This window comes from Paenibacillus cineris (genome assembly GCF_018333335.1).
Classification (GTDB): Bacteria; Bacillota; Bacilli; order Paenibacillales; family Paenibacillaceae; genus Paenibacillus_AQ; species Paenibacillus_AQ favisporus.
Genome location: NZ_BORU01000001.1, coordinates 92539 through 118725 on the forward strand (window position 1 = coordinate 92539; position 26187 = coordinate 118725).

The window sequence follows — 26187 nt, forward strand, 5'->3', positions numbered from 1 at the left end:
CGGGGCAGCGAAGCTGGACTGACCCGTGAAATGCAGCAGAGCCCGGAAGATTACCTTCCGGGCTTTGCTGCGCTTAAATGGCGGATCACCTGCTCGATTGGCTGCGGGGCGAGCGCGGCGATCAGGTCGCCGTGGCGGGCAAGCCGCTCCTCGATGTTAAGCAGGTGAAAATCGGTCGGGGCAACGTTGCTGTCCACTTCCTCCCAGTGCAGCGGGGTTGACACCGTCGCGCCTGGACGTGCCCGGGGGGTGTAAGGAGCGGCGAGTGTTTTCCCTTGATAGTGCTGGAGGTAATCGAAGTAGATTTTATCGCCGCGGTTTTTCTTGAGCCGCTCCAGGGTGAACAGTTCCGGGTGCTTCTCCGTCACAAACATGCCGACGAAATGCCCCACGGTGCGCAGCTCGTCGAACGTGATCCCTTCATTGATCGGCACGATGATCTGAATACCCGTCGCCCCGGACGTCTTCGGCACCGACTGCAGTCCGAGCGAGCGCAGCACCTTGCCGACGATGGACGCGGCCTCCATGATCCGCGGTTCGACCTCCCGCGACGGGTCGAGGTCAATCATCCATTCACAGGGCAGCGTGCTCCCTGCGTAATGGAGGGACGGGTGAAACTCCAGCGCGGCCAGGTTGCCCAGCCACAGCAGCTCGGGCAGGCCGTTCAGCAGGATGTAATTGATCCCGTCCTTCTCGGCCGTCTGGACGTAGGGAGGGAGCGGCTCCGGAGCATTTTTTTGATAAAAAAATTCGCCAGGCACCCCATGCGGATAGCGGATCGTCGTGAGCAGCCGGTTCCGGCAGTACTTCAGCAAATAAGGAGCGAGCGCCGCGAGCTTTTGCAAATAAATGGCCTTGGTAATGCCCATTTCCGGCCACAGCGGCTTATCGGGATTGGTAATGGGAATGTCTTGTCCCTCGATCGAAATCGTGCCTTTCACGGTTCGCGGCATACGGATACCTCCAATCATTTTAGGCGGGATGCCATTTCTGAGCTGCATGATGGAAAGTCACGGCCATAGATCCTCGCCGTGATCCTTTGGAAGCTACGGATCCAGCCGGCAGTCCGCGGGAGAAACATCGACAAACGCCTGAATACTGGGCTGGCGCAGGGTGCCGCCGGGCGTCCATTCCAGGAAATTCACCTTGACCACCCACTCGGGACGGATCCATACCGCCCCTTTGTTCCGCTCCGGCTGGTTGACGAAGGGACGGTCCTTCACCGCCATGTCCGCGACCCGCTCGGTGATGCTGCGCCAGTCGGCCACCTTCAGCTTGCCCGTTCCGGCATGGCCGATATAGACCAGCCTCCCGTCCTCGGCGTACAGGCCGAGCAGCAGCGCATTCACGATGCCGTCCCGGAACGTCACCCCGCCGACTACAGCGTTCACGTCCTGGATGTTCTTCCGCTTCTGCCACCGCTTGTCCTTGCCGCCCAGGGCATAGACGCTGTTAACGTCTTTGACAACGATGCCTTCAAGCCGGTGCTGGACCGACACGTCATGCAGCAGCGGGATGTCCGTATAGCTCGGCACAAGCTGGACGTGCCCGCTGGGGATCACAGTTTCCGTCAGGAGCTGCTGCCGCTCGCGCAGCGGCCGTCCCGTTACCCATTCGCCGTTATAATACAGGATGTCGAAGATCATATAGACGATTGGAACCTGCTGGACGCGGGCTTTGATTTGCTGCTCTACGCGGAGGCTGTCCCGTTTCATGACCTGATGAAAGGAAGGCACCCCGTCTACCAGAGCGATGATTTCGCCGTCCAGAATGACCGAATCGGCACGGCAGTAAGAAGCGATATCCAGCAGCTCTGGATACTGACGCGTCCGGTTGTTCCCCTTGCGGTTCACAAGCTGGACCTCCCCGCCGTCGTAATAGGTGATCATGCGGACACCGTCCCATTTGATCTGGGCGATCCACTGCTCTCCGGAAGGGAGGACGTCTGTCATGATGGGTTCGAAAGGGACGATCGGGGTAAGCGGCATCGATGATCCTCCGATCTAACCGTTACGAGACGGTTTCGTTTTTCTTGGCCGTCTTGCGGCGTTTCGGCTTGGGCCCTTCGCCGGCAGCGGCGGCAGGTTCCGCCGGCTTGGCTTTGGCTTTGCCCCTGGCGGTCTTCTTGGCCGGACCCGGGTCGGTCGCCACCGGCTTGGCCGCTTCGATGCTGGCCTGCAGGGCGGCCATCAAGTCGATAACATTCGTCTCCTGCTTCGCCGGAGCGATCTTGATCTCTTCGCCGGCCACCTTGTGCTCGATCAGATCGAGCAGGCGTTCGCGGTAGTCGTCCCCGTATTTTTTCGGCTCAAACGGTGTGGAGAGCTGCTCAATCAGCATTTGCGCCATGCCAAGCTCCTTATCGTTGACCTGGATATTTTCCGGAAGGTTCGGCACTTGGGAGACCGGGCGGATTTCGTCCGGGTAGAACATCGTTTCGATCGCAAGGCACTCATCCAGCACGCGGATCGCCGCGAGGCTGCTCTTGGAGCGGATGGAGATTTTGGCAATCCCGATCTTGCCGCTCTGCTGCATCGCCTCTTTCAGCAGCTGGTAAGCGTTGCCCCCGGCCTGATCCGGAGCGAGGTAATACGTCTTCTGGAAGTAGATCGGATCGATTTCGGACAGATCGACAAAGTCGAGGATGGCAATCGCCTTGTTGGCCTGCTCGGTAATTTGCTCGAGCTCCTCTTTTTCAAACAAAACGAACTTTCCTTTCTCGTATTCATAGCCCTTTGCGATTTCTTCCCAGCCCACTTCCTCGTCACAGACCGGGCATTTGCGGACGTAGGAGAGGGGGCTGCCGCACTCTTTATGGACGTACCTCATGGAAATATCTTTGTCCTCCGTAGCGGAGAACATTTTCACCGGGACGTGGACCAGGCCGAAGCTGATCGCTCCCTTCCAGACGGTATGCATAGTTATCGCTCCTTTAACGCTTTTTCCTACTAGTATGGGGAAAATATCCCGTTTCTATAAGGCCCGCCGCCGATTTGGCCAGGGAAAAAATGAATGGTTTGGCCGCCTGCAGGGCATATTGAACCCATGACCACATGCATGCTGTAGCGAGGAGGGAGCAAGGTTGAAGGACAGAAGACAGGACCCGGACGACGACAAGGAGCTGACGCTGGAAGCGCTCGAAAATTACGAGGCGGCCAGAGACGCGATCGAATCTTCGGATTATATCGATGCGGACAACGTCAACTGGCATAACGTAACCTCGCCGGATGAGGATATATCGTTGGATACCCATATGCTCGATATCGACCGGATGGTCAATGAGGGACTAGGCGGCGGCAACATTACGGCAGACAACGGCTACATCGGGGCGAGCACGACCGACACGATCGTCGTTGAGCCGGGCATGATCGGTCCCGCGCAAGAGGGAGATCCCGAGGAAGGCTGATAGCCCGGGCATGCTGAAATGCACAAGCAATTAAAATTTTCAAAGTAAAAGACGCAGAAGAGCGGCAGGCCTCTAGCGAAGAATGCTAGGTTCTGCGCACAATGATAGCTTATGATTCTATTACACAGGAGGCTGAAACCAACATGGATGCTCAGCGCGCGCTGGATATTTATCAGGCAAAGGACACCATTCCCGTAAACCTGGAAGGGGTACCGGTATGGATCGAAAAGGTGGACGTGGACAACGGGGTGGCCACGGTTCAGGTCGGCACCCGGCCTACCGACACCCAGACGGTGAATGTGGAACGTCTACAGGAAGGATAAACCTGACCTGATTTCCTTCATCCTCACGGGATGAAGGAGAAGATGGATGTAAGCAAGCCGCTCGGGCTGCGGAGAGTATACTGCCGCCCTGGCGGCTTTTTTGAAAAGATCAGAAAGTATAAGTTTCGGAGCTTCTGCTTCCTGATCTCGCAAGAGAAACTTCCTCTATACGCGGTCTGTCTTCTTTGAAAGTACGTCGATAGACGTTTTTATTACGTCTGCTGCTGATGGGAGCACGAATACGGCGAAGTGCTAAATCCCCGTATCCATCTCTGCAGGGGATAAGGTACAATGGACCTGCAAGCGGCCCATGTTCATCAGTTTTTGGGAAAGGGAGCAGGGCGGCAGAGAGGAGCTGTGTACATATGGGGGGAAGTCCGGTGGTCGCTGCCGGCAGAACGGCGGAGATTCTGTCCTATCAGCCAGGCCAGGTACTGAAGCTGTACCGGGAAGGCATGCCGCGCGGCATGGCGGAAGAGGAATATCAAATCAGCCTGAAAGTGTATAACACGGGAGTGACGACACCCCGGCCGGTTCGGATTGCGGAGCACGGCTCCCGCTTCGGGGTGGTCTACGAGCTGGCATCCGGCATCACCATGCTCCAGTCCATTTCCGTTAATCCGGACATTCTGCACGAAGAGGCTGCCCGGATGGCCAGGCTTCATCTGGAGCTGCATGCTCGGGACATTCACGGTCTGCCGGAGCAGAAGACGGTTCTGAAAAACCGTATTCAGCATGCGCCTTCCTTGGCGGAAGAGGAGAAGGAGCGGATTGTTGACTATCTGATGCAGCTTCCGGAAGGATCGAAGCTGTGTCATGGGGATTTTCATCCGGACAACATCATTCTCGGAGAGAAGGAATGGGTCATTGACTGGATGACGGGCATGCGCGGCAATCCGGCCGGAGACGTCGCCCGAACTTTGGTGCTGCTCCAAATGGGCACCATGCCCGACGGCACGCCGGATGAGGCTGTGAAGAAGTTTGCCCGGATGAGGGAGGAGCTCGTGAAGGAGTATACCCGGCAGTACTTCGGAGGCGGGAGCCTCAGCCAAACGGATGTGGATGCCTGGCGGCTGCCGGTAGCGGCGGCCCGGCTGACGGAATGGATTCCCGAACCCGAGAAGGCCAATCTGCTCGCTTTGGTGCGCGAGGCATTGGACGGATCTGTGACATAAATTCAGTTGGACAAAAGTGGCATACAGCAGCAAGGGCGGTTCCGGCTTCAGCCGGACCGCCTTTTCGTATTTTTTATGGAAGTACGGAAGCGATGAGGGCTATACCGCGTTCTGAAGCAGCAGGGAACCGGGAACGTCGATCCGGTATCCTTTAACCAGCGTCTCTCCATTAGTCGTATCGGTCTCGTAATGCCGCTGGAACCCGAGCTTCTCATACAGCTTCACGGCCGAGGCCATCATGTCGGAAGTGTGGAGGTTCAGCGTCGTGGCTCCAAGCTCCAGCGCACGGCGTGCCGCTTCCCGGATGAGCGCGGTGGCCACCCCGCGTCCTCTCGCGGAAGGATGAACGGCCAGGAGGCGGATGATCGGCGAGTGAATCCCCATCTCCGGATTGCCGTAAGCGGCTTCAGAGGAGAGGAACATCTGGACGCTTCCGACGATCCGGCCGTCGATTTCGGCAACGATTCGGGCATAGGGGGCATTTCCATACACGGAATTCCGGATGGAGTCCCGGTACTGCTCCCACCGTTCCTGGGGCATATCAAAGGCATACTGCTGATAGGATTCCAGCATCACTTCGGCAATCAATTCGCGTTCGGAATCCTTGGCGTCCCGGAGGATCAATTCTTCTGGATTCATCGCTTTCACTCCTTTTGGAAGGGATTCAGGTAATTTGGTGTGAGCTAAGTATAGCAGGTAATACCTACTATTCGCATCGGAAAATAAAATAATTAATTCAGATATTAAAAAAATCTATAAGCTTTCAGGCTTCACCTTGGCCGCTGAGGCAGACCCGAGTACATCCCTTTGTGCCCGAAAATAGGCGTCACTTCGGCCTTTTCCCACCCTGGAGGAACAGCCTGTTACGAAAATAAACGATTGACAATAATTTGCCAACTGCCTAAGATAAGGATAATTTATACCCTTTTTCAGGTTCAAAACCACCTAAATTCATTGGAATAGTGAGTGATAAAACTTCGGGGGTGTTACCTTGAACATCGAAAACATTGAGGCTTTTGTGTACATCAACCATTACGGCAGCTTCAACAAGGCGGCGGATGTCCTGTTCCTGTCGCAGCCCACAGTCACCGCGCGCATTCAATCGCTCGAACGCGAGCTCGACTGCCGACTGTTCGACCGTCTGGGCAAACAGATCCATCTGACGGAAAAAGGCAAGCAGTTTCTCCCCTATGCCCAGCAAATTCTCCAGACCTACCAGAAGGGCAAGCATCACCTCCAATCCAAACGGGCCATGCCCAACGAACTGCGGATCGGCAGCACCGTCTCGGTATCCAATTATTTGATGCCCCATCTGCTGATGGGACTGACCCGTCGTTTTCCCGAAATCAAATTCAAGCTGACCACGGCGCCGACCGACGAGCTGGCCGCCAAGCTGTCTGCGGGGGAGCTCGACCTGGCCTTCGTTCGCAAAATGATGAATCCGGCATTCCAGTCCTATCCTTTTTACGAAGACCCCATTCGCCTGTATGTCTACCCCGATCACCGTCTCGCCTCGGCCGGCAGGGCGTCGATCCGGGAAATCCGTCACGAAACGCTGGTGTTTTTCGAGTGCGGTTCCCTGGACTGGCTGCGGATTCACCGGGTGTTCGAAAGCCTGGATCAGCCGCCGAACATCGTCTATCAGGTCGACAACTCCGAGACGGCGAAGAAGCTCGTTCTGGAGCGGGCGGGCATTTGCTTTCTTCCCGGCCTCTGCGCAAGGCAGGAGGAGGAGATGGGCAGCCTCGTTCCCGTGGACATCACCGAAACGGCAGGCGTCTCCCTGCAGACCAACCTGATTTCGCTCACCGGCGAGAACACGGATATCCTTGAATTTTTGCTGGATTTGAAGCAGTCGTCCGTCCCATTAATGAATTACATGATCGGATAGAAAAACTCTATTAGACGCGTTGTGCAAATCGCGGTAAAGTTAGTGTCAACATAATCCTTACTAAATCTATAGGAATTATCAATCAAGGAAAAATGGGAGCCATATGAAAGGGGATGAGGTCGTGAGAAAAACATTAGCAGTCGTTGCAGGGATCATGCTGGCAGGGGTGATTGCCGGGTGCGGATCCGGATCGAAGGGCGGGGAAACGTCCGCGGATACGGCGGCGAACGCCGCAGGAGGAGCCGTCAAAAAAATCGTCGTAGGCACAGGCACGGCCTTTCCGAAAATTTGCTTTATCGATGAGAACGGAAAGCTGACCGGCTTCGACGTAGAGCTGGTGCGCGAGATCGACAAGCGCCTGCCGGACTACGAGTTCGATATCCAGACGCAGGAATTTTCCAATCTGCTGCTCAGCCTGGAGACGAAGAAGATCGATTTTGTAGCGCATGAAATGGAGAAAAACCCGGAGCGGACGGAAAAATATCTTTTTAACAAAGAGCCGTACGCCCACTGGAGAAACAAGATCATCGTCGCCAAGGACAACGATTCGATCCACTCGCTGGACGACTTGAAGGGCAAAAAAGTATTAACCGGCGCGACAAGCGCGGAAGCCCAAATTCTCGAGAACTACAACAAGGAACATGATAATGCAATCCAAATCGTCTATCAAAACGGCGCCGCCAACGATACCGTGAATCAAATTACGACCGGACGGGTGGACGCGACAATCGGAGCGGACTTCTCGCTGCCGCTGATCGACCCGCAGGGCAAGCTCAAAGTCACTGGTGACGATCTGTCCGAGCATGACATTCTGTTCGTCTTCCGCAAGGACGATCCGGAAGAGCAGAAGCTCGCCGATGCGGTCGACGGAGCGATCAAGGAGCTGAAGCAGGACGGAACGCTTGGCAAGCTGAGCAAGGAATGGCTCGGAAGCGACTTTACGGCGGATAAATAGTCCGGATTAAACCAGGAAGGGGGCAGGTTGTAATATGGGTGCACCGTTCGATTTCTCATTTGTGTTCAGCTTTTTTCCGAAGCTGGCATCGACGCTGGGCATCACTTTGCTGATCGTCGCAGGCTCGCTGGTGGTGGGAATGATTGTCGGTTTTCTGATCGCCCTTCCCCGGCTGTACCGGATACCGGCGCTGCGCACATTCTCCCAGGTGTACGTCTCGTTCTTTCGGGGTACGCCGATTCTGATCCAGCTGTTTCTGTTCTACTACGGACTGCCGGAGATCCTGAAGCTCATCGGAATCGACATGTCAAAAGCACCGGTGCTCGTGTTTGTCATCCTGACGTACGGTCTTCACACCGGGGCTTTCATGTCGGAGATGATCCGCGCGTCGGTCATGGCGGTGGACCGGGGGCAGCTCGAGGCGGCTTATGCCGTGGGGATGACAGGCCGTCAAGCGTTTACCCGGATCGTCCTGCCCCAGGCGCTGGCTATTGCCGTCCCGGTATTCTCGAACCTGGTGATTGCTCTGCTGAAAGATACGTCGCTGGCCTTCACGCTCGGTGTGATGGAGATGACGGGAAAAGCGCAGACGCTCGGTTCGGTCACCCAGCATTTTATCGAGTCCTACATCGCTTTGGCGCTCATCTACCTGGTTGTGAGCTTTACGCTGGAGAAGGTGCTCAAAGCCGCGGAGGTCCGTCTCTTGCGGCATGAGCTTCCGGATACGTCGGCACGCACCGGCTTCCGGATCCACAAGAAAGGTTCCTACCGGCGCGTAGTCGCAGGGATCGGAACGGAAAAAGGAGGCGCTGAGCTGTGAAAATCGACGTTACGTTTATTTGGACCGCCTTTGTCCACCTGCTGTCCGCCATACCAACCACCCTTCTCATTACCGCCGTCTCTGTGACGGCCGGTTTTATCATCGGGCTGATCGGAGCCGTGGTGCGCATCTACAAAGTCCCGGTGCTCAGCCAGATCGCCACGGCTTATGTGACCTTCATCCGCGGTACGCCGATGCTCACGCACCTGCTGCTCATCTATTTCGGGCTGCCGGTCATCGTTGATGCGGTATCCGCCGCTCTCGGCCTGGGCTTCAAATCCTCATCCATTCCGATGATCGGCTTTGCCTTCATCTCTTTCTCCATCACGGCGGGGGCCTATATGTCCGAGGTGATTCGCTCCGGCCTGCTCGCCGTGAACCGCGGCCAGCTGGAGGCCGCCTATTCCATCGGCATGACGACGCCGCAGGCGCTGCGCCGCATCGTCCTGCCTCAAGCGCTGGCCGTCAGTCTTCCGAACCTGTCGAACTCGGTGATCGGAATGCTGCATGGCTCGACGCTCGCTTTTACCGTATCCGTCGTGGACATTAACGCCAAAGCGCAAATTGTGGCGTCGACCAACTGGAAGTTCTTTGAGGCGTACCTGGCGGCTGCGGCTATTTTCTGGGGGCTGACGCTTCTGATCGAAAGGCTGACGGCGCTGCTGGAGAAACGCATCAATCTGTACAATCGGGGGGGAGTGGCATGATCAAGCTCACGAATATATCCAAGTCTTTCGGCCGGAACCCGGTGCTGAAATCGATTGATTTGACCGTGAACAAAGGGGAAGTCGTCGTCATTCTGGGGCCGAGCGGCTCCGGCAAAACGACGCTGCTGCGGTGCGTGAACTACCTGGAGAAGCCGAGCGGCGGAGAGATTGCCATCGGCGACTTCCGGATGAACGCGGAGCATGCGGCAAAGAAGGACATTCACGCGCTCCGGCAAAAAACGGCGATGGTATTCCAGCAGTACAATCTGTTCAAGCATAAGACGGCGATCGAGAACGTGATGGAGGGACTCGTCATCGTCAAAAAAATACCGAAGGACGAAGCGCGCAAACGCAGTGCGGCACTCCTGGAGAAGGTCGGGCTGGCGGGCAAGCTGGACGCCTATCCGAGCCAGCTGTCGGGCGGGCAGCAGCAGCGCGTCGGCATCGCCCGGGCGCTGGCGTTGGAACCGGAGGTCATCCTGTTCGACGAGCCGACATCGGCGCTGGATCCCGAGCTCGTCGGCGAAGTGCTGGAGGTCATCCGCAAAATTGCCAAGGAAGGCATCACCATGATCGTCGTGACGCATGAAATGGGCTTCGCCCGCGATGTGGCGAACCATGTCGTGTTCATGGACGGGGGAGTCATCGTGGAGGAAGGGCCGCCGGCCGAGCTGTTCAACCATCCCCGCGAGGAACGGACCAAGCAGTTTCTGAAGCGGATTACGCCGGAACTGAACTACAGCATTTAGGAGGAGAGCCATATGAGCATTACGATTAGCGTTCTGGATCAAAGCCCGGTTTATCCCGGAGAGACTTCAGCGGAGGCGTTCGAGCATACGATACGGCTGGCCCAGAAATCCGAGGCGCTCGGGTTCCGGCGGTTCTGGGTGTCGGAGCATCACGACTCCGATCATGTGGCCGGCTCTTCGCCGGAGGTGCTGATTTCTTACCTGCTGGCCAAAACCCAAACGATCCGCATCGGATCGGGCGGCGTGATGCTGCAGCATTACAGCCCCTATAAGGTGGCGGAGAACTTCAACGTGCTGGCGTCCCTGGCGCCGGGCCGGGTCGATCTCGGCATCGGCCGCGCGCCTGGCGGGCTGCCGCGGAGCACACAGGCACTTCAGCGCGGAGCCGGGGATTCCGCTTCCTTGACGGATAAAATCGTGGAGCTGGGCAAGTACATCCACAACCGGCTGGAAGCGGACCATCCGCTGCACGGGCTGCGCGCTACGCCGCTGCCGGAGACGGCTCCCGAGCTGTACGTGCTGGGCGCCAGCGTAGGCAGCGCAGAGATTGCAGCCAGCCTTGGGCTGCCTTATGTATTTTCCCTGTTCATCAACGGGGATGAAGCGACTGCACTGGCGGCCATCCGTGCCTACCGGGACGCATTTGACGATTCGCACGGAACCCGGCCGCAGGTCATCGTAGCGTTGTCCGTCGTCGTGGCGGACAGCGTGGAGGAAGCTGCCGAGCTGGCCGGATCCCACAAGCTGGTGAAGATTCACCTCGCCAGCGGCCGTACGCTGACGGTCGGTACGCTGGAGCAAGCCGAGGAATTCGGCCGCCAGGCCAATGAGCCGTATACGGTCGAGGAGCAGGAGCCTTCGGTGCTGAAGGGCACGAAGGAAACCGTCCGCGAGAAGCTGCTTGAGCTTCATCAGGCGTCGGGGATCGATGAGTTCGTCGTCACGACCAACATCCAGCCTTTCGACAAGCGTCTCCGTTCGTTTGAACTGTTGGCGGAAGCGCTGGCCGAGGTGCCGGCGGAGGCTTGAGGCCATGAGCGGGGAAGGCTGCTGGTTGAATCCGCCTAAGTATCCATAGACACAAGTAAAAGGAGGATGGCGACATGCCAAGCGATGCTGTACGGATCCCCTCCGCCGCGGGGGTGGACCGCTTGATCGAAATCCGCCGGGAGCTGCACCGCTTCCCGGAGCTGTCCGGCGAGGAGCATGAAACGACGCGCCGGATCCGGGGCTGGCTGAGCGAAGCAGGCATCCGGATCCTGGACCTTCCGCTGGCCACCGGCGTGGTGGCCGAGGTCGGCGGCCTGCAGCCCGGGCCGATCATCGCGATTCGCGCGGACATCGACGCGCTTCCGATTCAGGAAGAGACGGGACTGCCGTTCGCGTCCGAGATTGAAGGCAGAATGCATGCCTGCGGGCATGATTTTCATACCGCCGCCCTGATCGGGACGGCGTACGCGCTGAAAGCCCGTGAAGACAGGCTTCGCGGCACGATCCGGCTGATCTTCCAGCCGGCCGAAGAGAAGGCGAAGGGCGCGAAGCAGGTCATCGGCAGCGGCGCGCTGGAAGGAGTGCAGGCCATCTTCGGCATGCACAACAAGCCCGATCTTCCCGTTGGGACGATCGGCATCAAGGAAGGGCCGCTGATGGCGGCGGCTGACGGCTTCGTCGTCGAAGTCGCGGGGAAGGGCTCGCATGCGGCTGTTCCGGAGGCCGGGCTGGACCCGATCGTGACGGCTTCGCATATCATTACGGCTCTGCAGTCGGTGGTGAGCCGAAACATCAGCTCCCTGAGCAGCGCGGTGATCAGCGTCACGAAGCTGCACAGCGGAACGGCGTGGAACGTTATTCCGGAGCAGGCGCTCCTGGAAGGCACGATCCGCACGTTTGACCAGCAGGTGCGCGAGCAGGTGCTGGCGCGGTTCGAGCAGGTCGTCCGGGGCGTGGCGGAAGCCTTCGGCACCACGGCCGCGGTCCGCTGGATCGAAGGGCCGCCGCCGGTGGACAACGACCCTGCTCTGGCCGAGCTTGGCACAGCCGCGGCCGAGGCGGCGGGATATCGGGCGATCGTGCCGGTTCCTTCGCCCGCCGGGGAAGATTTTGCCGTCTACCAGCAAGCCGTTCCCGGGTTGTTCGTCTTCATGGGGACGAACGGCAAGCAGGAATGGCATCACCCCGCCTTTGACCTGGATGAGAATGCGCTCCCGGTCAGCGTCGCCTTTTTTACGCAGTTAGCCGAAGACGCCCTGGCGCATTTCGGCCACGGGGGTGCGTCGAAATAGCCATGGGAAAATGGTATGACGTCATTGTCGTAGGGGCGGGCTCGGTCGGCATGAGCGCTGGGTATTACCTGGCCCGCCGCGGAGTGAAGACGCTGCTGATCGATGCGTTTGACCCGCCGCATCAGGAGGGGAGCCACCACGGGGAACCGCGCCTGATCCGGCACGCTTACAGCGGCGATCCGGTTTATACGGAAATGGCGATCCGCGCGCACCGACTCTGGAACGAAGTCGAGGACCTGACCGAGACGAAGCTGCTCGTCCAGTCCGGCGTGCTGAACCTCGCCGACAGCGGCCTGTATTCTTACAGGGAGCGGATCGAGCTGGCCAAGCGGCACGGAATTCATCCCGAGTGGCTGGACTCGGCGGAGATCCGCAGACGCTGGCCCGAGCTGCGCGTGCCGGATTCGTTCGAGGCGATGTATGAGCCGGCTGCCGGATATCTGCACAGCGAGCGCTGCGTCGGAGCTTACCGCAAGCTGGCTCTCTCCAAAGGGGCGGAGCTGCTGACTTACGCGAAGGTCCGGGGCATCGAAGCGCATCAGGACGGGGTCACGGTGTCGACAAAGGAAGGCACTTACCATGCTTCGTTCGTGGTTCTGAGCGCCGGCGCCTGGTTCGGCACGCTGTTCCCGTTCGTGAACCTTCCGGTACGAGCCGTCCGCAAAACGGTAGGCTGGTTCGAGACGAACACCCCTGCTTTCGATAACGGACGGTTCCCCGGGTTTACGCTGAATGCGCCGGAGGGCTCTTATTACAGCTTTCCGAGCATCAGCGGGGCCGGACTCAAAATCGGCCGGCACGACACCGGGCATGCCTGGCAGCCGGGCGAGGAGCTGGCACCCTTTGGCTCGCTCCCCGAGGACGAAGGCGACTTGAGGCGCGCTTTGGATGCCTACATGCCGGGAGCTTCGGGCCGGTTGAAGCGGGGAGTGGTATGTAAATACGAAATGTCGCCCGACGAGGGCTTTATCATTGACCGGCATCCAGAGCACCCGCAAGTGTGGGCAGCGGGCGGATTTTCGGGGCATGGCTTTAAATTTTCGAGCGCGGTCGGCAGCCTGCTGGCGGACCTGATCTTGGATGGCCGCAGTCCGCACAATATTGCGCCGTTCTCCCTGTCCCGGTTTTATCCATCGCCCGCCGACACGCCAACATCACCCGTATCCTAATCAGTTGGAAGGAGCGTTCATATGAGCGAGGTTCAAATTGACAAATTCAGCGGCACACACCGTCAACTGCTCGCAGCCATTGAAGGTCTGAGCGAGGAGCAGCTGACCTGGAAGCGGGCGCCGGAAGTATGGAGCGTGCAGGAGGTCCTCTCGCACTTGACCGATCACAGCATCGTGACCTCGTTTCGCATCCGCGACATTCTTGCGGGCACGACGGCACAGCTGCCAGCGTTCGAACAGGACGCCTGGGTCAGCGGCCAGCATGCCAATCAAGGCGGCACGCCGGACATCCTCGATGCTTTCCACGCGCTGCTCACGTACAATACGCTGCTGCTCCAGCGGCTTACGCCCGAAGACCTGGCGAAAACCGGCGTGAACCCTAGAGGTCAAACCGTCAGCGTCGCCGATCTGGTCAACGGATTTATCCGGCACGTGGAGAACCACCTGGGGCAAATCGAGCGCATTAAGCAGGCGGCAGCATTGGTCTAAGCCCTTTTCAGGCGGGAGGACTGAATTTTTATCCATAATAGAATCGCTTTTTAAATAAGGAGGATGGAAGAGATGGCCAAGAAAAGACAGTTGAAACTCGGCGCGCTGCTGCACGGTGTCGGAGGAGGAACCTCCATGTGGCGCCATCCGGATGCCCAGCCCGACGCCAGCGTCAATTTTGAGATTTACAAACGGTGGATCCAAAAAGCCGAGGAAGGGAAGATGGACCTCATCTTTATCGCGGACGGCTTGTATATTAACGAAAAATCGATCCCGCATTTTCTGAACCGTTTTGAGCCGATCACGATTCTGAGCGCGCTCGCGTCCGTCAGCAAGAACATCGGGCTTGTCGGCACGTTATCCACCTCCTACAGCGAGCCCTTTACCGTATCCCGCCAGTTCGCTTCGCTCGATATGATCAGCGGCGGGCGCGCCGGCTGGAACATCGTGACGTCCCCGCTGGAAGGGTCGGCACTGAACTACAGCAAGAAGGAGCATCCCGAACACGATAAGCGTTACCGGATCGCGACCGAATTTCTGGAAGTGGCCCGGGGGCTGTGGGATTCGTGGGAGGACGACGCGTTTGTGCGGAACAAGGAAACCGGGGTATTTTTCGATCCGGAGAAAATGCACACCTTGAACCATGAAGGCGAGTTTTTCTCGGTCAAAGGACCGCTGAACATCGCCCGCTCCAAGCAGGGGCAGCCGGTTATCTTTCAGGCAGGGTCGTCCGAGGTCGGCAAAAACTACGCATCGAAGGAAGCGGACGCCGTCTTTACGGGGCACGAAACGCTGGCGGATGCGAAAGCCTTTTACCAGGATGTCAAAACCCGAGCCGCCTCTTTTGGACGCAATCCGGACGACGTGCTGATCTTCCCGGGCATCAGCCCGATTATCGGCAGCACACCGGAGGAAGCCGAGCGGAAATATCAGGAAGTTGCCAGCCTGGTAACGATCGAAAATGCGCTGAATTACCTCGGTCGTTTTTTCGAGCATCACGACTTTTCCCAGTATCCGCTTGACGAGCCGTTCCCGGATCTCGGTGACCTTGGCAAGAACAGCTTCCAGAGCGGTACGGACAAAATCAAAAAGGATGCCAAGGAAAAAGGCCTGACGCTCCGGCAGGTGGCACTCCAGTCGGCTACACCACGCGGCAATTTTATCGGAACCGCGGAGCAGGTTGCGGACCGAATTCAGGAGTGGTACGAGGAAGGCGGGGCCGACGGCTTCATGATTACGGCCGCCGTGCCGAAAGGGCTGGAGGAATTCGTGGACCAGGTGGTACCGATTCTGCAGGAACGCGGTATTTACCGGACCGAATACGAGAGCGACACGCTGCGCGGCAATCTCGGGCTGGCGGTTCCGGAGAACCGGTATGCCCGAGCCAAGGCCGCGGCCGGACGTTCTTAAAGGAGCGGACGATGATCGGGCTGACACAGGCGGATGAACTGATGGAATTTGCCGGAGGGCTCCGCGAGGAGCTCGTCCGGATTCGCCGGGACCTGCACCGCCATCCTGAGCTGCTGTACGATGTGGCCCGCACCTCGGGCATCGTGGCCGGCCTGCTGGAATCCTGGGGGATCGAGGTCAGGCGCGGCGTCGGCAAGCACTTTGGCATGGGGGTCGTCGGAACGCTGCACGGTACCGGCGGCAGCGGCCCGACCCTGCTGCTTCGCGCCGACATGGACGCCCTTCCGATCCAAGAGGAGAATGACGCCGAGTACCGCTCGATCCATGAAGGCGTCATGCATGCCTGCGGCCATGACGCCCACACGGCGATGCTGCTCGGCGCGGCATGGACGCTGGCGGCGCACCGGCACCGGATCCGGGGCACGATCCGGTTCGTGTTTCAGCCGGCGGAGGAAGGCGCGCTGCGAAGCCCGCTGGACGGGCGGCTGCTGTCGGGCGGCCGCGACATGATCGAGGACGGTGTGCTGGACGGCGTCGACCAATGCTTCGCGCTGCATGTCATGCCGGAGCTGCCCGTCGGCACACTGGGCGTGCATCCGCGCGAAGCGATGGCGGCATCCAGCCATTTTACCGTCCGGTTTCAGGGCGCGTCCGGCCATCACAGCGCTCCGCACCAGGCGGTGGACGCGCTGCAGATGGCGGCGCGGTTCGTTACCGAGGTGAACGGCCTGATGGCGAACCGGATCAATCCCGCGGAAGCGGCCGTTCTCGCCTTCGGCACGCTGCATGCCGGGTCGGCCGTGAACGTCATTGCAGCCGACAGCGAGCTGCGAGGGACCTTCCGGGCCTTCCGGAAGGAAACCGTTGCGGCGATCACGGAAGGGCTTCGGCGTCTGGCCGCCACCATCGCGGAAGCGTCCGGCGGAAGTTACGCCATGGAGCTGCGCGAGGGCATCGCCGTCGTGAATGACGAGGCTGCCGTCCGGCGGATCATGGCTGCGGCGCGGCAGGTGCTCGGCGAGGAGCAGGTGAGCTACCTCGATCCGCCCAGCCTGGCCGGCGAAGATTTCGGCTGGTACCTGGACCGCGTTCCCGGCGCTTTTGCCTTTATCGGCTGCGGGAACAAGGAAGCGGGAATCGTGCATGCGATCCACCAGCCCCGGTTTGACCTCGACGAGGATGTCCTGGTGCACGGGGTCCGGATATTTGTGAAGTTGGCAGTCTCAACCCCATCCCATGAGGAGGAATGATGATGACGAAAATAGCATTTATTGTGGGGAGCCCGACGCATGGGTCCCGCCTGTTCGCTTTGACCCAGTTTTTCGAGGACCGGCTGGCGCTGGCCGGATACGGGATCGATTTCATCTCGGCGGCGGATTTGCCGGCAGAGGATTTGCTCCGCGCAGATTTCAACAGTCCGGTGATCCGGCAGGTGATTGCGGCCGTGGAAGAAGCGGACGCAGTCATTATCGCGAGCCCGGTATATAAAGCTTCCTACTCGGGGGCGCTGAAGACGATTCTGGACGTCATTCCGCAGAAAGGCCTGCAGGGCAAACTGGTGCTGCCGCTGTTTATCGGGGGCACGATCGCCCATCTTCTGGCCGTGGATTATGCCCTGAAGCCGGTGGTAGCCGCACTGGGAGGCACGCATATTCTTGGCGGTGTATTCGCCGTAGACGGATGGATCACGCGTCTGGAGAACGGCGGTTTCGAGATCAAGGAAGAACTGAGAGATCGCCTGGAATCCGCTTTAACCGAGCTTCGCAGCGAGCTTACCCGTTACGCCGTATTAACGCCGGCTGAAGAGCAGGCAGTCTGACCTCTATTTCATACCCCCTGTACTCCACATATAATACAGAGCTGCCCGAAACAACCCTGAGAACCGCGGTCCGCCAAGCACGGATCGGGGTTTTTCACATACCCGGAAAAGCCCGCAGTTAAAGCCTTATAGAGAATGGAAAAGCCTGAATAGAAGATTTTAATACGGTATTGTCGCCCGAAAGGCATAGATGGTACAGTATCAGCAATAATCCCGACTATACTCATTGGAAAAATAATATTGAAACCGTCGAGGGTCATCTTTGGAGTCATTTCAAGCATCAACCCAAATTAAAAAAAGATGGAGTGAGTGAACTATGGGCAAAAACAGACAGCTTCGACTGGGGGCCACCATACACGGCGTGGGCAGCAGCCACACCGCCTGGAGACATCCGCAAATTCCTTCGGATGCGAGCGTAAACATTTCGTTCTATACACAGCAGGCACAGAAGGCGGAAGAGGGCAAGTTCGATTTTGTTTTCATTGCCGACGGCCTGTATATCAACGAAAAGTCGATCCCGCACTTTTTGAACCGGTTTGAGCCGATTACGATCTTATCCGCACTCGGCGCAGCCACTTCCCGGATCGGGCTTGTCGGCACACTGTCGACCTCTTACAGTGAACCGTTTACGGTCGCCAGGCAGTTCGCCTCCATCGACCACATCAGCGGCGGGCGCGCAGGATGGAACGTGGTGACTTCACCACTGGAGGGGACCGCGCTGAATTTCGGCGGCCGGCCGCATCCGGCCCATTCCGAGCGGTACCGGATCGCGGAAGAGTATCTTGAGGTGGTCAAAGGGCTGTGGGACTCTTGGGAAGATGATGCCTTTGTGCGGGATAAGGAGAGCGGGGTGTTCTTCGATCCGGACAAATTGCACCGGCTGAACCATGAAGGGGAGTTCTTCTCTGTGCAGGGGCCGCTGAACATTGCGCGCTCCCGGCAGGGGCAGCCGGTCGTGTTCCAGGCGGGCTCCTCGGACAGCGGCCGCAGCCTGGCGGCGAAAACGGCGGACGCCGTGTTCACCGGCCCGGAGACGATCGAGGAAGCCAAGGCCTTTTACCGGGACGTGAAGCAGCGGGCAGCCGCACTCGGCCGCGCTCCGGAGGAAATTCTGATCTTTCCGGGCATCGGGCCGATCGTGGGCCGCACAGAGGAAGAAGCCGAGCGCAAATACCAGGAAATCGCCGGGCTGGTGACGATTGAGAAGGCTTTGGAATACCTTGGACGCTACTTCGAGCACCACGACTTTTCCCAATACCCGCTGGATGAGCCGTTTCCCGACCTGGGTGACTTTGGCTCGAACAGCTTCCGCAGCACGACCGACCGTATCAAGAGACGCGCCAAAGAGGAGAACTTGACGCTGCGTGAAATAGCGCTGCAGGAAGCGACACCGCGGACGGTGTTTATCGGAACGCCGGAGAAGGTGGCGGATGTGGTGCAGCAGTGGTTTGAGGAAGAGGCTGCCGACGGCTTCATTATCGGATCGGGCGTGCCGGGCGGATTGGACGATTTTGTCGAGCTGGTGGTGCCGATTCTGCGCGAGCGGGGGTTGTTCCGCACGGAATACGAGGGCGATACGCTGCGGGGAAATCTGGGTCTGCCGGTGCCGGAGAACCGCTACACGAAGCAAAAAGCGCTGTCCTAAACGGGACAGGGTCTCTGCCAATCTGCGGAGTTCCTGCACCCTGCATGCAAACGATATTTGGATCTGAAGGGAGTCTGAGAGAGATGAAATTTTATTCGAAAAACAGGCGTAAATCGGCAGCAGCCGCTCTGCTGGTCCTGGTTATGCTGCTGTCCGCTTGCGGAGGCAAGCAGACGGCCTCCCAAGGGCAGACGGATAGCGGGGCGGCACCGGCCGTACAGGGAGCATCCGCCAAGGGCGGGGAGCTCACCTACGCTCTGGCGACGTCGCCGGATACGCTGGACCCGCACCGCAGCGGCCTGGCCGTCGCGGTCCGCGTCATCCGCACCATCTACGACAGTCTGGTCGTTCAGCTGCCGGACAATACGATCAAGCCGTGGCTGGCGACGGAATGGACCATTTCAGACGATGGGCTTAGCTACACGTTTAAGCTGCGGAAGGACGTCAAGTTCCAGGACGGAACGCCGTTTAACGCCGAGGCGGTCAAGTTCAACTTCGACCGAATTCTGGACCCCGCCACCAAGGCGGCGAATGCGGCCGCCCTGCTTCAGCCCTACAAGTCCTCCGAGGTCATCGACGAGTACACGATCAAGCTGAATTTGTCGACGCCCTCACGGGCTTTTCTGGGCAACCTGAGCCAGGCGCTGCTTGGCATTGTGTCGCCGACTGCAGCCAAGCAATACGGGGATCAGCTGGGGCAGCATCCGGTCGGCACGGGGCCGTTCAAATTCGTCAAGTGGGATGAGAATGCCGACATCAAGGTCGAGCGCAATCCCGACTACGCTTGGGCGCCGGAGATCGTGACCAATACGGGGGCGCCTTACCTGGACGGTATCGATTTTAAAATCGTACCCGAAGAGGCCACCCGGATCGGCAGCGTGCAGAGCAAGCAGGTGCTGGCCGCCGAGACGGTGCCGCCTCAGAACATCCTGACCTTGAAAAAGGATCCGAATTTCCAGCTGCTGCAGGCAAATACGCTCGGCCTGCCGTACACGTTGTTCTTCAACCAGGAGCGCGCGCCGTGGAACGAGCTGAAGGCAAGGCAGGCGGTGCAGCTGGCCGTGGACGTGGACGCCATCGTCAAAACGCTGTACCTGGGCACGTACGAGCGGGCTTGGTCTCCGCTGACCCCGGGCACCTTCGGTTATGACCCGTCGCTGGAAAACTCGGTCAAACCGGATATCACCAAAGCCAATCAGCTGCTTGACGAGCTGGGATGGGTCAAGGGAGCGGACGGCGTCCGGACCAAGGACGGGAAGAAACTGACTCTGCACTACGTCGACGGCACGCCAAACCGGGAGAAACGCAACGACATCGCGGTCATGGTGCAGCAGCAGCTGAAGCAGATCGGCGTGGACGTCGAGGTCGAGATCACGAAGGATGTCCGCACTGTGGTCTACACCAACGGAAACTATGATTTGTACGGCAACAGCCAGGTCAACTCCGATCCGAACGCGCTGTACTCCTTCTACCATTCCTATGATCCAAAGAGCCGGCCGACACTGCCGAGACTCGCCAGTCCGGAAGTCGACAAGTGGCTGGAAGAGGGACGGGTCGAGAAGGACGATGCCAAGCGCGAGGAGCTGTACCAAAAAATTCAGCATTATATCATCGACAATGCGGTCATTCTGCCGATTTACGTCTTCCCGTATACGGTGGCCGCTTCCAAATCGGTACAGGGACTTACCTTTGATTCCCTCGGGTATCCGCTGTTCAACGACGTATCTTTGCAAAAATAGAAAGGAGGCTTGAGGCGGCATGCTGTGGATGGTAACCCGGCGCCTTTTAACGTCGCTCCTCGTCATTATCGGCTCGCTCGTTTTGGTGTTCACGATCCTCTACGTTCTTCCCGGGGATCCGACCGACAACATGGTTGACCCCTCGATGGCGACGCCGGAGGTCATTGCGAACTTAAGGCATCAGCTGGGTGTGGACCAGCCGTTTCACATCCAGCTGCTCCATTATTTCGGGAGCATCCTGCAGGGGGATTTCGGCAAATCCCTGCTGAATTCCGATCCGGTGCTGCCCAAAATCGCCGAGAGCTTCCCCGCCACCCTGGCCCTGACCGGAGCCAGCGTGCTGGTGTCCGTAACCGTGGGTCTGCTTCTGGGCGTATTGTCTGCCATTCACCGGAACGGGGCGATTGACATCATCGCCCGCGTCATCGGGCTGTTCGGCATCTCCATGCCAACCTTCTGGTCGGGCATCCTGCTCATCCTGATTTTCTCCATTACGCTGGGCTGGTTTCCGGCGATGGGATCGGACGGGTGGCGGACGCTGGTTCTGCCCGCACTGGCGCTCGGCACGGTCGGGAGCGGCTTTATTATCCGGATGGTCCGCAACAGCATGCTGGAGGTCATCAGCGAACAGTTCATCGTGACGCTTCGTTCCAAGGGCTTGGCGGAGCGGGCGGTCATGTACCGTCACGCGCTGCGCAATGCGCTGATACCGGCCGTCACGATGACGGGTATGCTGATCGGTGACATGCTGGCCGGCACGGTTGTCGTCGAGACGGTGTTTTCCCGCCAGGGCATCGGCCGGATCATTTCGGATGCGATCATGGCCAAGGATCTCCCGGTGGTCCAGGGCGTCATTTTGTTCTCAGCCATCATCTATACGCTGGTTAACCTGCTGGTGGATCTGTCCTATACGCTGATCGATCCGCGCGTGAGACGTTCAACTTAAACCTTGGGAGGGAGCAGTTATGAGGGAGGCGGTATCCGCCAAGACGGTCTGGCGCGAGCGGAAGCTCGCGGCCGCGGCCGCACCGAAAATCCGTAAGTTTACGGCAAGCGACCTGTTCCTGGTGGCGGCCGGATTAATCATTCTGTTTGTGGCGGCCTGTGCCATTGTGCCGCAGTGGATTGCGCCCTACGCCCCGACGGAGATGCGGACGGACAGCATCATGCAGGCGCCAAGCGGGGCGCATCTGTTTGGCACCGACTATTTCGGCCGGGATATTTTCAGCGTGGTCGTGTACGGGAGCCGGGACTCGCTCTTTATCGGCTTTGCTTCCGTCCTCGTCGGCGGCCTGCTTGGGGGAACGATCGGGGCGCTGTCCGGTTATGCGGGCGGCTGGATCGACACGGCGATCATGCGTCTCAACGACGTGCTGATGACGATCCCGGGCATCCTGCTGGCGCTGGCCATCGCCGGCGCGCTCGGCCCGAGCCTGTTTAACATCGTGCTGGCGGTAGCCGTTTCCTCCGTGCCGGGTTATGCCCGGGTGATGCGGGCGCAGGTGCTGAGCATCAAGAGCCGGACGTTCGTCAAAGCGTCGGTATCCATCGGCGCTTCGCCGCTGCGCGTGTTCTGGAAGCATGTGCTGCCGAACAGCCTGTCTCCGCTGCTGGTCATGGCGGCTATCGGTATCGGAACGTCCATTCTGACGGGATCGGGCCTGAGCTTTCTGGGCCTCGGGGTTCTGCGCGAGGTTCCGGACTGGGGGACGCTGCTCTCCCAAGGCAGAGGCTATTTGACCGCGGCCTGGTGGATCTGCACCTTCCCGGGATTGGCCATCACCGCATTCGTGTTGTCCGTCAACATTATCGGCGACCGGCTCCGGGACCATTTCGATCCGAAGAAAGTCACCCAGCGCTAAAGGAGGGAAGCATCAATGAGCACATTGCTTGATATCCGGGAGCTGTCCGTCGATTTTACGACCCGAAAAGGAACGCTGCAGGCGATCCGGGACGTGACGCTGTCGATCGAAGCCGGGGAAACCGTCTGCCTCGTCGGGGAGTCGGGCAGCGGCAAGACGGTGGCCTCCAAAGCGATCATGCGTCTGATCGACCATGAGAACGGGCGTATCAGCGGAGGAAGCCTTCTTCTGGACGGGACGGACCTGGCAGGCCTGCCGGAGGCCGAACTGCGCCGGATCCGCGGCAAACGGATGGCGATGGTGTTCCAGGAGCCGATGGCGGCCTTCGACCCGGTCTTTACGATCGGGCAGCAAATTCAGGAGACCATCTTGCAGCATGAGAAAGTTTCCAAGCGGGAGGCCAGGGAGCGCGCCGTCCGGCTGCTGAAGCGGGTCGGCATTCCGGAGCCGGAGCTGCGGCTGAAGCAGTATCCGGGCGAGCTGTCCGGCGGAATGCTGCAGCGGGCCATGATCGCCATGGCGCTGTCCTGCGGGCCGGACCTGCTCATCGCGGATGAGCCGACCACCGCGCTGGACGTCACGATCCAGGCGCAAATTTTGCGCCTGCTGAAAGAGCTGCAGGCCGAGCTCGGCATGTCGATCCTGCTGATCACCCATGATCTCGGGATCGCCGCCGAAATTGCCGACCGGGTGGTCGTCATGTATGCCGGCGAAATCGTCGAGGAGGCGCCGGCTTCCGAGCTGTTCCGCCTTCCGCGCCACCCGTATACGCGGGGCCTGCTCCGTTCCGTCGCGACGCTGGACACGGTCCGCGGCACGAAGCTGCACTCCATCGAAGGTTCGATCCCGAGCCTGGCCGCACTTCCGCAGGGCTGCCGCTTTCATCCGCGCTGCCCCTTTGCCACGGAGCGCTGCATGCAGGAAGCGCCGGTCCTAACCGGATCCGGCGAGCGCCGGAGCGCCTGCTGGCATGCGGAGGAGCTGGTTCAGTCGGAGGGCTGGATGGCCCCCGCCGAGCCGGCGGGCTCCGGTGCAGCTGAGGTTTCCGGTACAGCTGAAGGTTTCGGTGCGGTGGCAGCATCCAATGCGATGGCTGTTTCGGATGCAGCTGCAGGTTCTGGCGACCCGGCGGCTTCCAGCGTGACGGCTGCTTTACGCGTTACACGGGAAGGCGGCCTAGAAGAGAACATTGAAGGACGCGGCGAAGCCGGCTCAGCCGGGGCAGCGGAAGAAGCGGCGGACGCTTTGTTTACCGTGGATCACCTGAAAAAGTATTACCCGGTGCATGGCGGAGGCATCGGCAAAGCGAAGAAGCTGATCCGCGCCGTGGACGACGTCAGCTTTACGATCCGCAAGCGCGAAACCTTCGGCCTGGTCGGCGAGTCCGGCAGCGGTAAGTCGACGCTGGGCAGGGTGCTGCTCCAGATGGAGCGTGCCACGGCGGGGACGGTACTCTTTGCTGGCAAGGACCTGACAAATCTCGGAGGGCGTGAACTGCGCGCCGCCCGCCAGCATATGCAGACGATCTTCCAGGACCCGTACGGATCGCTGGATCCGCGCTGGAAGATCGGCGACAGCATCGCCGAGCCGCTTAAGGTGCACGGTCAGGGGCAGCGCTCCCCCGCTGACATCAGCCGCCGCGTCAGCGAGCTGCTGGAGCTGGTGGGGCTCGACCCATCGTGGGCGCAGCGGTATCCGCACGAGTTCTCCGGCGGGCAGCGGCAGCGGATCGGCATCGCCCGCGCGATCGCCCTGAACCCGCGATTCATTCTCGCCGACGAAGCCGTATCTGCGCTGGACGTATCGGTTCAGGCCCAGATCATCAATTTGCTGCAGGACCTGCAGCAAAAGCTGGGGCTGACCTACCTGTTCATCGCCCATGGCCTGCAGGTCGTCCGGCATCTGTCGGACCGGATCGGCGTGATGTACCTCGGGAAGCTCGTGGAGATCGCACCGAGCGAGTCGCTGTTTCTCGCCCCGGCCCACCCGTATACCCAGGCTCTGATCGAGGCCATACCGCAGACCACGCCCCGCCAAGGCCAGCCGGCCGGAAGCCTGGAAGGGGAAATTCCCTCACCGGCCAATCCGCCCTCGGGCTGCCGGTTTCATACCCGGTGTCCGTTTGCGACAGACCGCTGCCGGCAGGAGGAGCCGGCGCTGCGCCAACTGGACAGCGGTCACCACGCGGCCTGCCATTATGCGCTGTGACGGGATGGCCGCCACCTGAACGGGAGGTTATGAATTGTCAGTCACGATGAATGCTGCCGCGGCAAAGGCCGAAGAGGGGCAGGGCAGTCTGCCGTTTTGGCCGGTTCTGCTCACCCTGTTCTGCGGTTCCTTTGTGGGCATGTACCCCATGGTTTCCTTAAACGTTTCGCTGCCCGGCTTTATCGGCATCTTTCACACCGGCCTCGGGACCGTGCAGTGGATCATTACGGGCTTTACGCTGGCCTTCGGCATGATTGCTCCCGTCAGCGGCTATCTCTCCAGCCGTTTCGGCGGCAGACGGATGTTTCTGCTGTCGTTGGCCGGAATCACCGTCAGTTCCGTGATGTGTTCCCTGTCTTGGAATATTCATGCGCTGATTTTCTTCCGCATCTTGCAGGGCTTATGGTGCGGACTGATTCAGCCCGTGTCCCTGGCCATGATTTATCAGACGCTGCCGCGAGGAAGACAGCCACTAGCGGTCAGCGTCTGGTCGTTTTCGACGGTGCTTGGCACGGCGGTGGGCCCCTCGGTTAGCGGGTGGCTTCAGCAGCACGACTGGCACCTGATTTTTCTCGTGACGCTGCCGGCCGGCATTCTGGCCTGGTTGGCGGGCCGTATCCTGCTCCCGAAGGACGTTCGGGGTCCGCAAAAGCGTCTGGATTCCGCCGGACTCCTGCTGGCCACTGTGGGCAGCCTTGCCATTCTGCTGCTGTTCGGCAATCTGCACGCCTGGGGCATGACGTCGGCCTGGACGTGGGGCTGCCTCCTGATCGGCGGCGCATGCTCCGCTCTTTTCATCCGGCTCGAGCTGCGCGCGAAGGAGCCGCTGCTGAACCTCAGGCTGTTCGGCAATTTCACGTTCGCCGCGAGCCTCGGTGTATCGCTGATCTTGTCCTTTGCCCTCTACTCCGGCGTATACTTTGTCCCGCTGTTCCTGGAAGAAGTTCAAGGGCTGTCGTCTTTTCAAGTCGGGCTGCTCTTTCTTCCCGCGGCCGCGTGTCTGACCTTGGCCACGTTCCTGTCAGGGAAAGGATACCGCACCTTTGGACCGGCAGCGCTGATTGCCCTGGGCAGCCTGATCCTGCTGGTGACGACTTTTCGTTTCAGCCGGCTCGGCACGGAAACGACGCTCGTCTCCGTCATGATCTGGCTGGCAATCCGCAACGTCGGTACGGGGCTGTCACTGACGCCGGCGACCAGCGCGGCGATGGCGGCGGTTCCGCAGTCCGAATCAGGCCATGCCTCGGCCCTGATCAACTGGCTGCGGCAGCTATTCAGCGCGGGAGCGCTCGGCATGTTTACGTCGGTGTTTTATGCGCGGATGAGCGTGCACGAGTCCCGTCTGCACGCTAACTATGCGGCGCAGGGCACGGAGTGGATACGCCGCGAGGCGTATACGCAGAGCATCGACGATGCGTTTTTGTTCGCGAGCGCGCTGGTGGCGCTGGCCATTCCGCTGGCGCTCCTTCTGCGCAAACGGAAGGAAGCGGCAGGTGCCGGACCACGTCTGGAGCAGCCGACCGAACTCAACTGATTTT

General features: G+C 59.6%; 25 protein-coding genes. 21 read left to right on the forward strand and 4 right to left on the reverse strand.

The window, feature by feature from the left end:
* Positions 1-50: 50 nt before the first annotated feature.
* The 3 genes from ligD to ku all read right to left on the reverse strand — a co-directional run bounded on the left by ligD (position 51) and on the right by ku (position 2919).
* Complete coding sequence (gene ligD / locus KI379_RS00580) at positions 51-953, reverse strand: non-homologous end-joining DNA ligase (protein WP_089549926.1); 903 nt, start codon at positions 951-953, stop codon at positions 51-53.
* 93 nt (positions 954-1046) lie between these two features.
* The gene (locus tag KI379_RS00585; protein WP_212982393.1) at positions 1047-1988 is read right to left on the reverse strand and encodes an ATP-dependent DNA ligase; all 942 of its coding nucleotides are present in this window, start codon (positions 1986-1988) and stop codon (positions 1047-1049) included.
* Positions 1989-2010: 22 nt separating this feature from the next.
* Entirely contained in the window at positions 2011-2919 is a 909-nt protein-coding gene (ku, locus tag KI379_RS00590; protein WP_105442063.1) for a non-homologous end joining protein Ku, read from the reverse strand.
* A 163-nt stretch (positions 2920-3082) separates the two neighbouring features.
* Here ku and KI379_RS00595 point away from each other — a divergent pair, with 163 nt between their 5' ends.
* The 3 genes from KI379_RS00595 to KI379_RS00605 all read left to right on the forward strand — a co-directional run bounded on the left by KI379_RS00595 (position 3083) and on the right by KI379_RS00605 (position 4904).
* Entirely contained in the window at positions 3083-3406 is a 324-nt protein-coding gene (locus tag KI379_RS00595) for a hypothetical protein (RefSeq protein WP_105442064.1), read from the forward strand.
* 143 nt (positions 3407-3549) lie between these two features.
* Positions 3550-3729, forward strand: a complete 180-nt coding sequence (locus KI379_RS00600) for an H-type small acid-soluble spore protein (protein WP_076175007.1) — start codon at positions 3550-3552, stop codon at positions 3727-3729.
* Positions 3730-4094: 365 nt separating this feature from the next.
* Positions 4095-4904: a phosphotransferase family protein gene (locus KI379_RS00605; protein ID WP_212982395.1), complete on the forward strand. Its 810-nt coding sequence runs from the start codon at positions 4095-4097 to the stop codon at positions 4902-4904.
* A 99-nt stretch (positions 4905-5003) separates the two neighbouring features.
* Here KI379_RS00605 and KI379_RS00610 read toward each other — a convergent pair whose 3' ends face one another.
* The gene (locus KI379_RS00610) at positions 5004-5543 is read right to left on the reverse strand and encodes a GNAT family N-acetyltransferase (RefSeq protein ID WP_105442066.1); all 540 of its coding nucleotides are present in this window, start codon (positions 5541-5543) and stop codon (positions 5004-5006) included.
* A gap of 352 nt (positions 5544-5895) precedes the next feature.
* Between KI379_RS00610 and KI379_RS00615 the strand changes: the two genes are divergently transcribed.
* The 18 genes from KI379_RS00615 to KI379_RS00700 all read left to right on the forward strand — a co-directional run bounded on the left by KI379_RS00615 (position 5896) and on the right by KI379_RS00700 (position 26183).
* On the forward strand, positions 5896-6795 hold the full coding sequence (locus KI379_RS00615) for a LysR family transcriptional regulator (protein ID WP_076174998.1): 900 nt from the start codon (positions 5896-5898) through the stop codon (positions 6793-6795).
* Between the two features lie 103 nt (positions 6796-6898).
* Positions 6899-7750: a transporter substrate-binding domain-containing protein gene (locus tag KI379_RS00620; RefSeq protein ID WP_076174995.1), complete on the forward strand. Its 852-nt coding sequence runs from the start codon at positions 6899-6901 to the stop codon at positions 7748-7750.
* 34 nt (positions 7751-7784) lie between these two features.
* Positions 7785-8570: an amino acid ABC transporter permease gene (locus KI379_RS00625; RefSeq protein WP_212982397.1), complete on the forward strand. Its 786-nt coding sequence runs from the start codon at positions 7785-7787 to the stop codon at positions 8568-8570.
* Positions 8567-9277, forward strand: coding sequence for an amino acid ABC transporter permease (locus KI379_RS00630; RefSeq protein ID WP_076174989.1), 711 nt, complete (start codon positions 8567-8569; stop codon positions 9275-9277). Before KI379_RS00625 ends, KI379_RS00630 begins: the two co-directional genes overlap by 4 nt.
* On the forward strand, positions 9274-10026 hold the full coding sequence (locus KI379_RS00635) for an amino acid ABC transporter ATP-binding protein (RefSeq protein ID WP_076174987.1): 753 nt from the start codon (positions 9274-9276) through the stop codon (positions 10024-10026). The genes KI379_RS00630 and KI379_RS00635 overlap by 4 nt, the downstream gene beginning before the upstream one ends.
* A 12-nt stretch (positions 10027-10038) precedes the next feature.
* On the forward strand, positions 10039-11055 hold the full coding sequence (locus KI379_RS00640; protein WP_212982399.1) for an LLM class flavin-dependent oxidoreductase: 1017 nt from the start codon (positions 10039-10041) through the stop codon (positions 11053-11055).
* A 74-nt stretch (positions 11056-11129) separates the two neighbouring features.
* Positions 11130-12308, forward strand: coding sequence for a M20 peptidase aminoacylase family protein (locus KI379_RS00645; RefSeq protein ID WP_212982401.1), 1179 nt, complete (start codon positions 11130-11132; stop codon positions 12306-12308).
* 2 nt (positions 12309-12310) lie between these two features.
* Complete coding sequence (gene solA / locus KI379_RS00650) at positions 12311-13477, forward strand: N-methyl-L-tryptophan oxidase (protein ID WP_212982403.1); 1167 nt, start codon at positions 12311-12313, stop codon at positions 13475-13477.
* A gap of 21 nt (positions 13478-13498) precedes the next feature.
* Positions 13499-13966 carry a DinB family protein gene (locus KI379_RS00655; RefSeq protein WP_089549933.1) on the forward strand — a complete coding sequence of 156 codons (468 nt, stop codon included), beginning with the start codon at positions 13499-13501 and terminating at the stop codon, positions 13964-13966.
* Between the two features lie 72 nt (positions 13967-14038).
* A complete protein-coding gene (locus KI379_RS00660; protein WP_076174974.1) occupies positions 14039-15376 on the forward strand; it encodes an LLM class flavin-dependent oxidoreductase in 1338 nt (445 codons plus the stop codon).
* An 11-nt stretch (positions 15377-15387) separates the two neighbouring features.
* A complete protein-coding gene (locus KI379_RS00665) occupies positions 15388-16626 on the forward strand; it encodes a M20 metallopeptidase family protein (protein ID WP_212982405.1) in 1239 nt (412 codons plus the stop codon).
* Between the two features lie 2 nt (positions 16627-16628).
* On the forward strand, positions 16629-17195 hold the full coding sequence (ssuE, locus tag KI379_RS00670) for an NADPH-dependent FMN reductase (protein ID WP_076174972.1): 567 nt from the start codon (positions 16629-16631) through the stop codon (positions 17193-17195).
* A 316-nt stretch (positions 17196-17511) separates the two neighbouring features.
* Positions 17512-18840, forward strand: coding sequence for an LLM class flavin-dependent oxidoreductase (locus tag KI379_RS00675; protein ID WP_212982407.1), 1329 nt, complete (start codon positions 17512-17514; stop codon positions 18838-18840).
* An 83-nt stretch (positions 18841-18923) separates the two neighbouring features.
* Positions 18924-20579 (forward strand): ABC transporter substrate-binding protein, encoded by a 1656-nt coding sequence (locus tag KI379_RS00680; RefSeq protein WP_212982409.1) that lies wholly within the window; start codon positions 18924-18926, stop codon positions 20577-20579.
* Positions 20580-20598: 19 nt separating this feature from the next.
* A complete protein-coding gene (locus KI379_RS00685; RefSeq protein ID WP_076174964.1) occupies positions 20599-21525 on the forward strand; it encodes an ABC transporter permease in 927 nt (308 codons plus the stop codon).
* A 19-nt stretch (positions 21526-21544) separates the two neighbouring features.
* Entirely contained in the window at positions 21545-22441 is an 897-nt protein-coding gene (locus tag KI379_RS00690; protein ID WP_089549939.1) for an ABC transporter permease, read from the forward strand.
* Between the two features lie 15 nt (positions 22442-22456).
* On the forward strand, positions 22457-24649 hold the full coding sequence (locus tag KI379_RS00695) for an ABC transporter ATP-binding protein (protein ID WP_212982411.1): 2193 nt from the start codon (positions 22457-22459) through the stop codon (positions 24647-24649).
* Positions 24650-24683: 34 nt separating this feature from the next.
* Complete coding sequence (locus KI379_RS00700) at positions 24684-26183, forward strand: DHA2 family efflux MFS transporter permease subunit (protein WP_244879156.1); 1500 nt, start codon at positions 24684-24686, stop codon at positions 26181-26183.
* Positions 26184-26187: the final 4 nt, after the last annotated feature.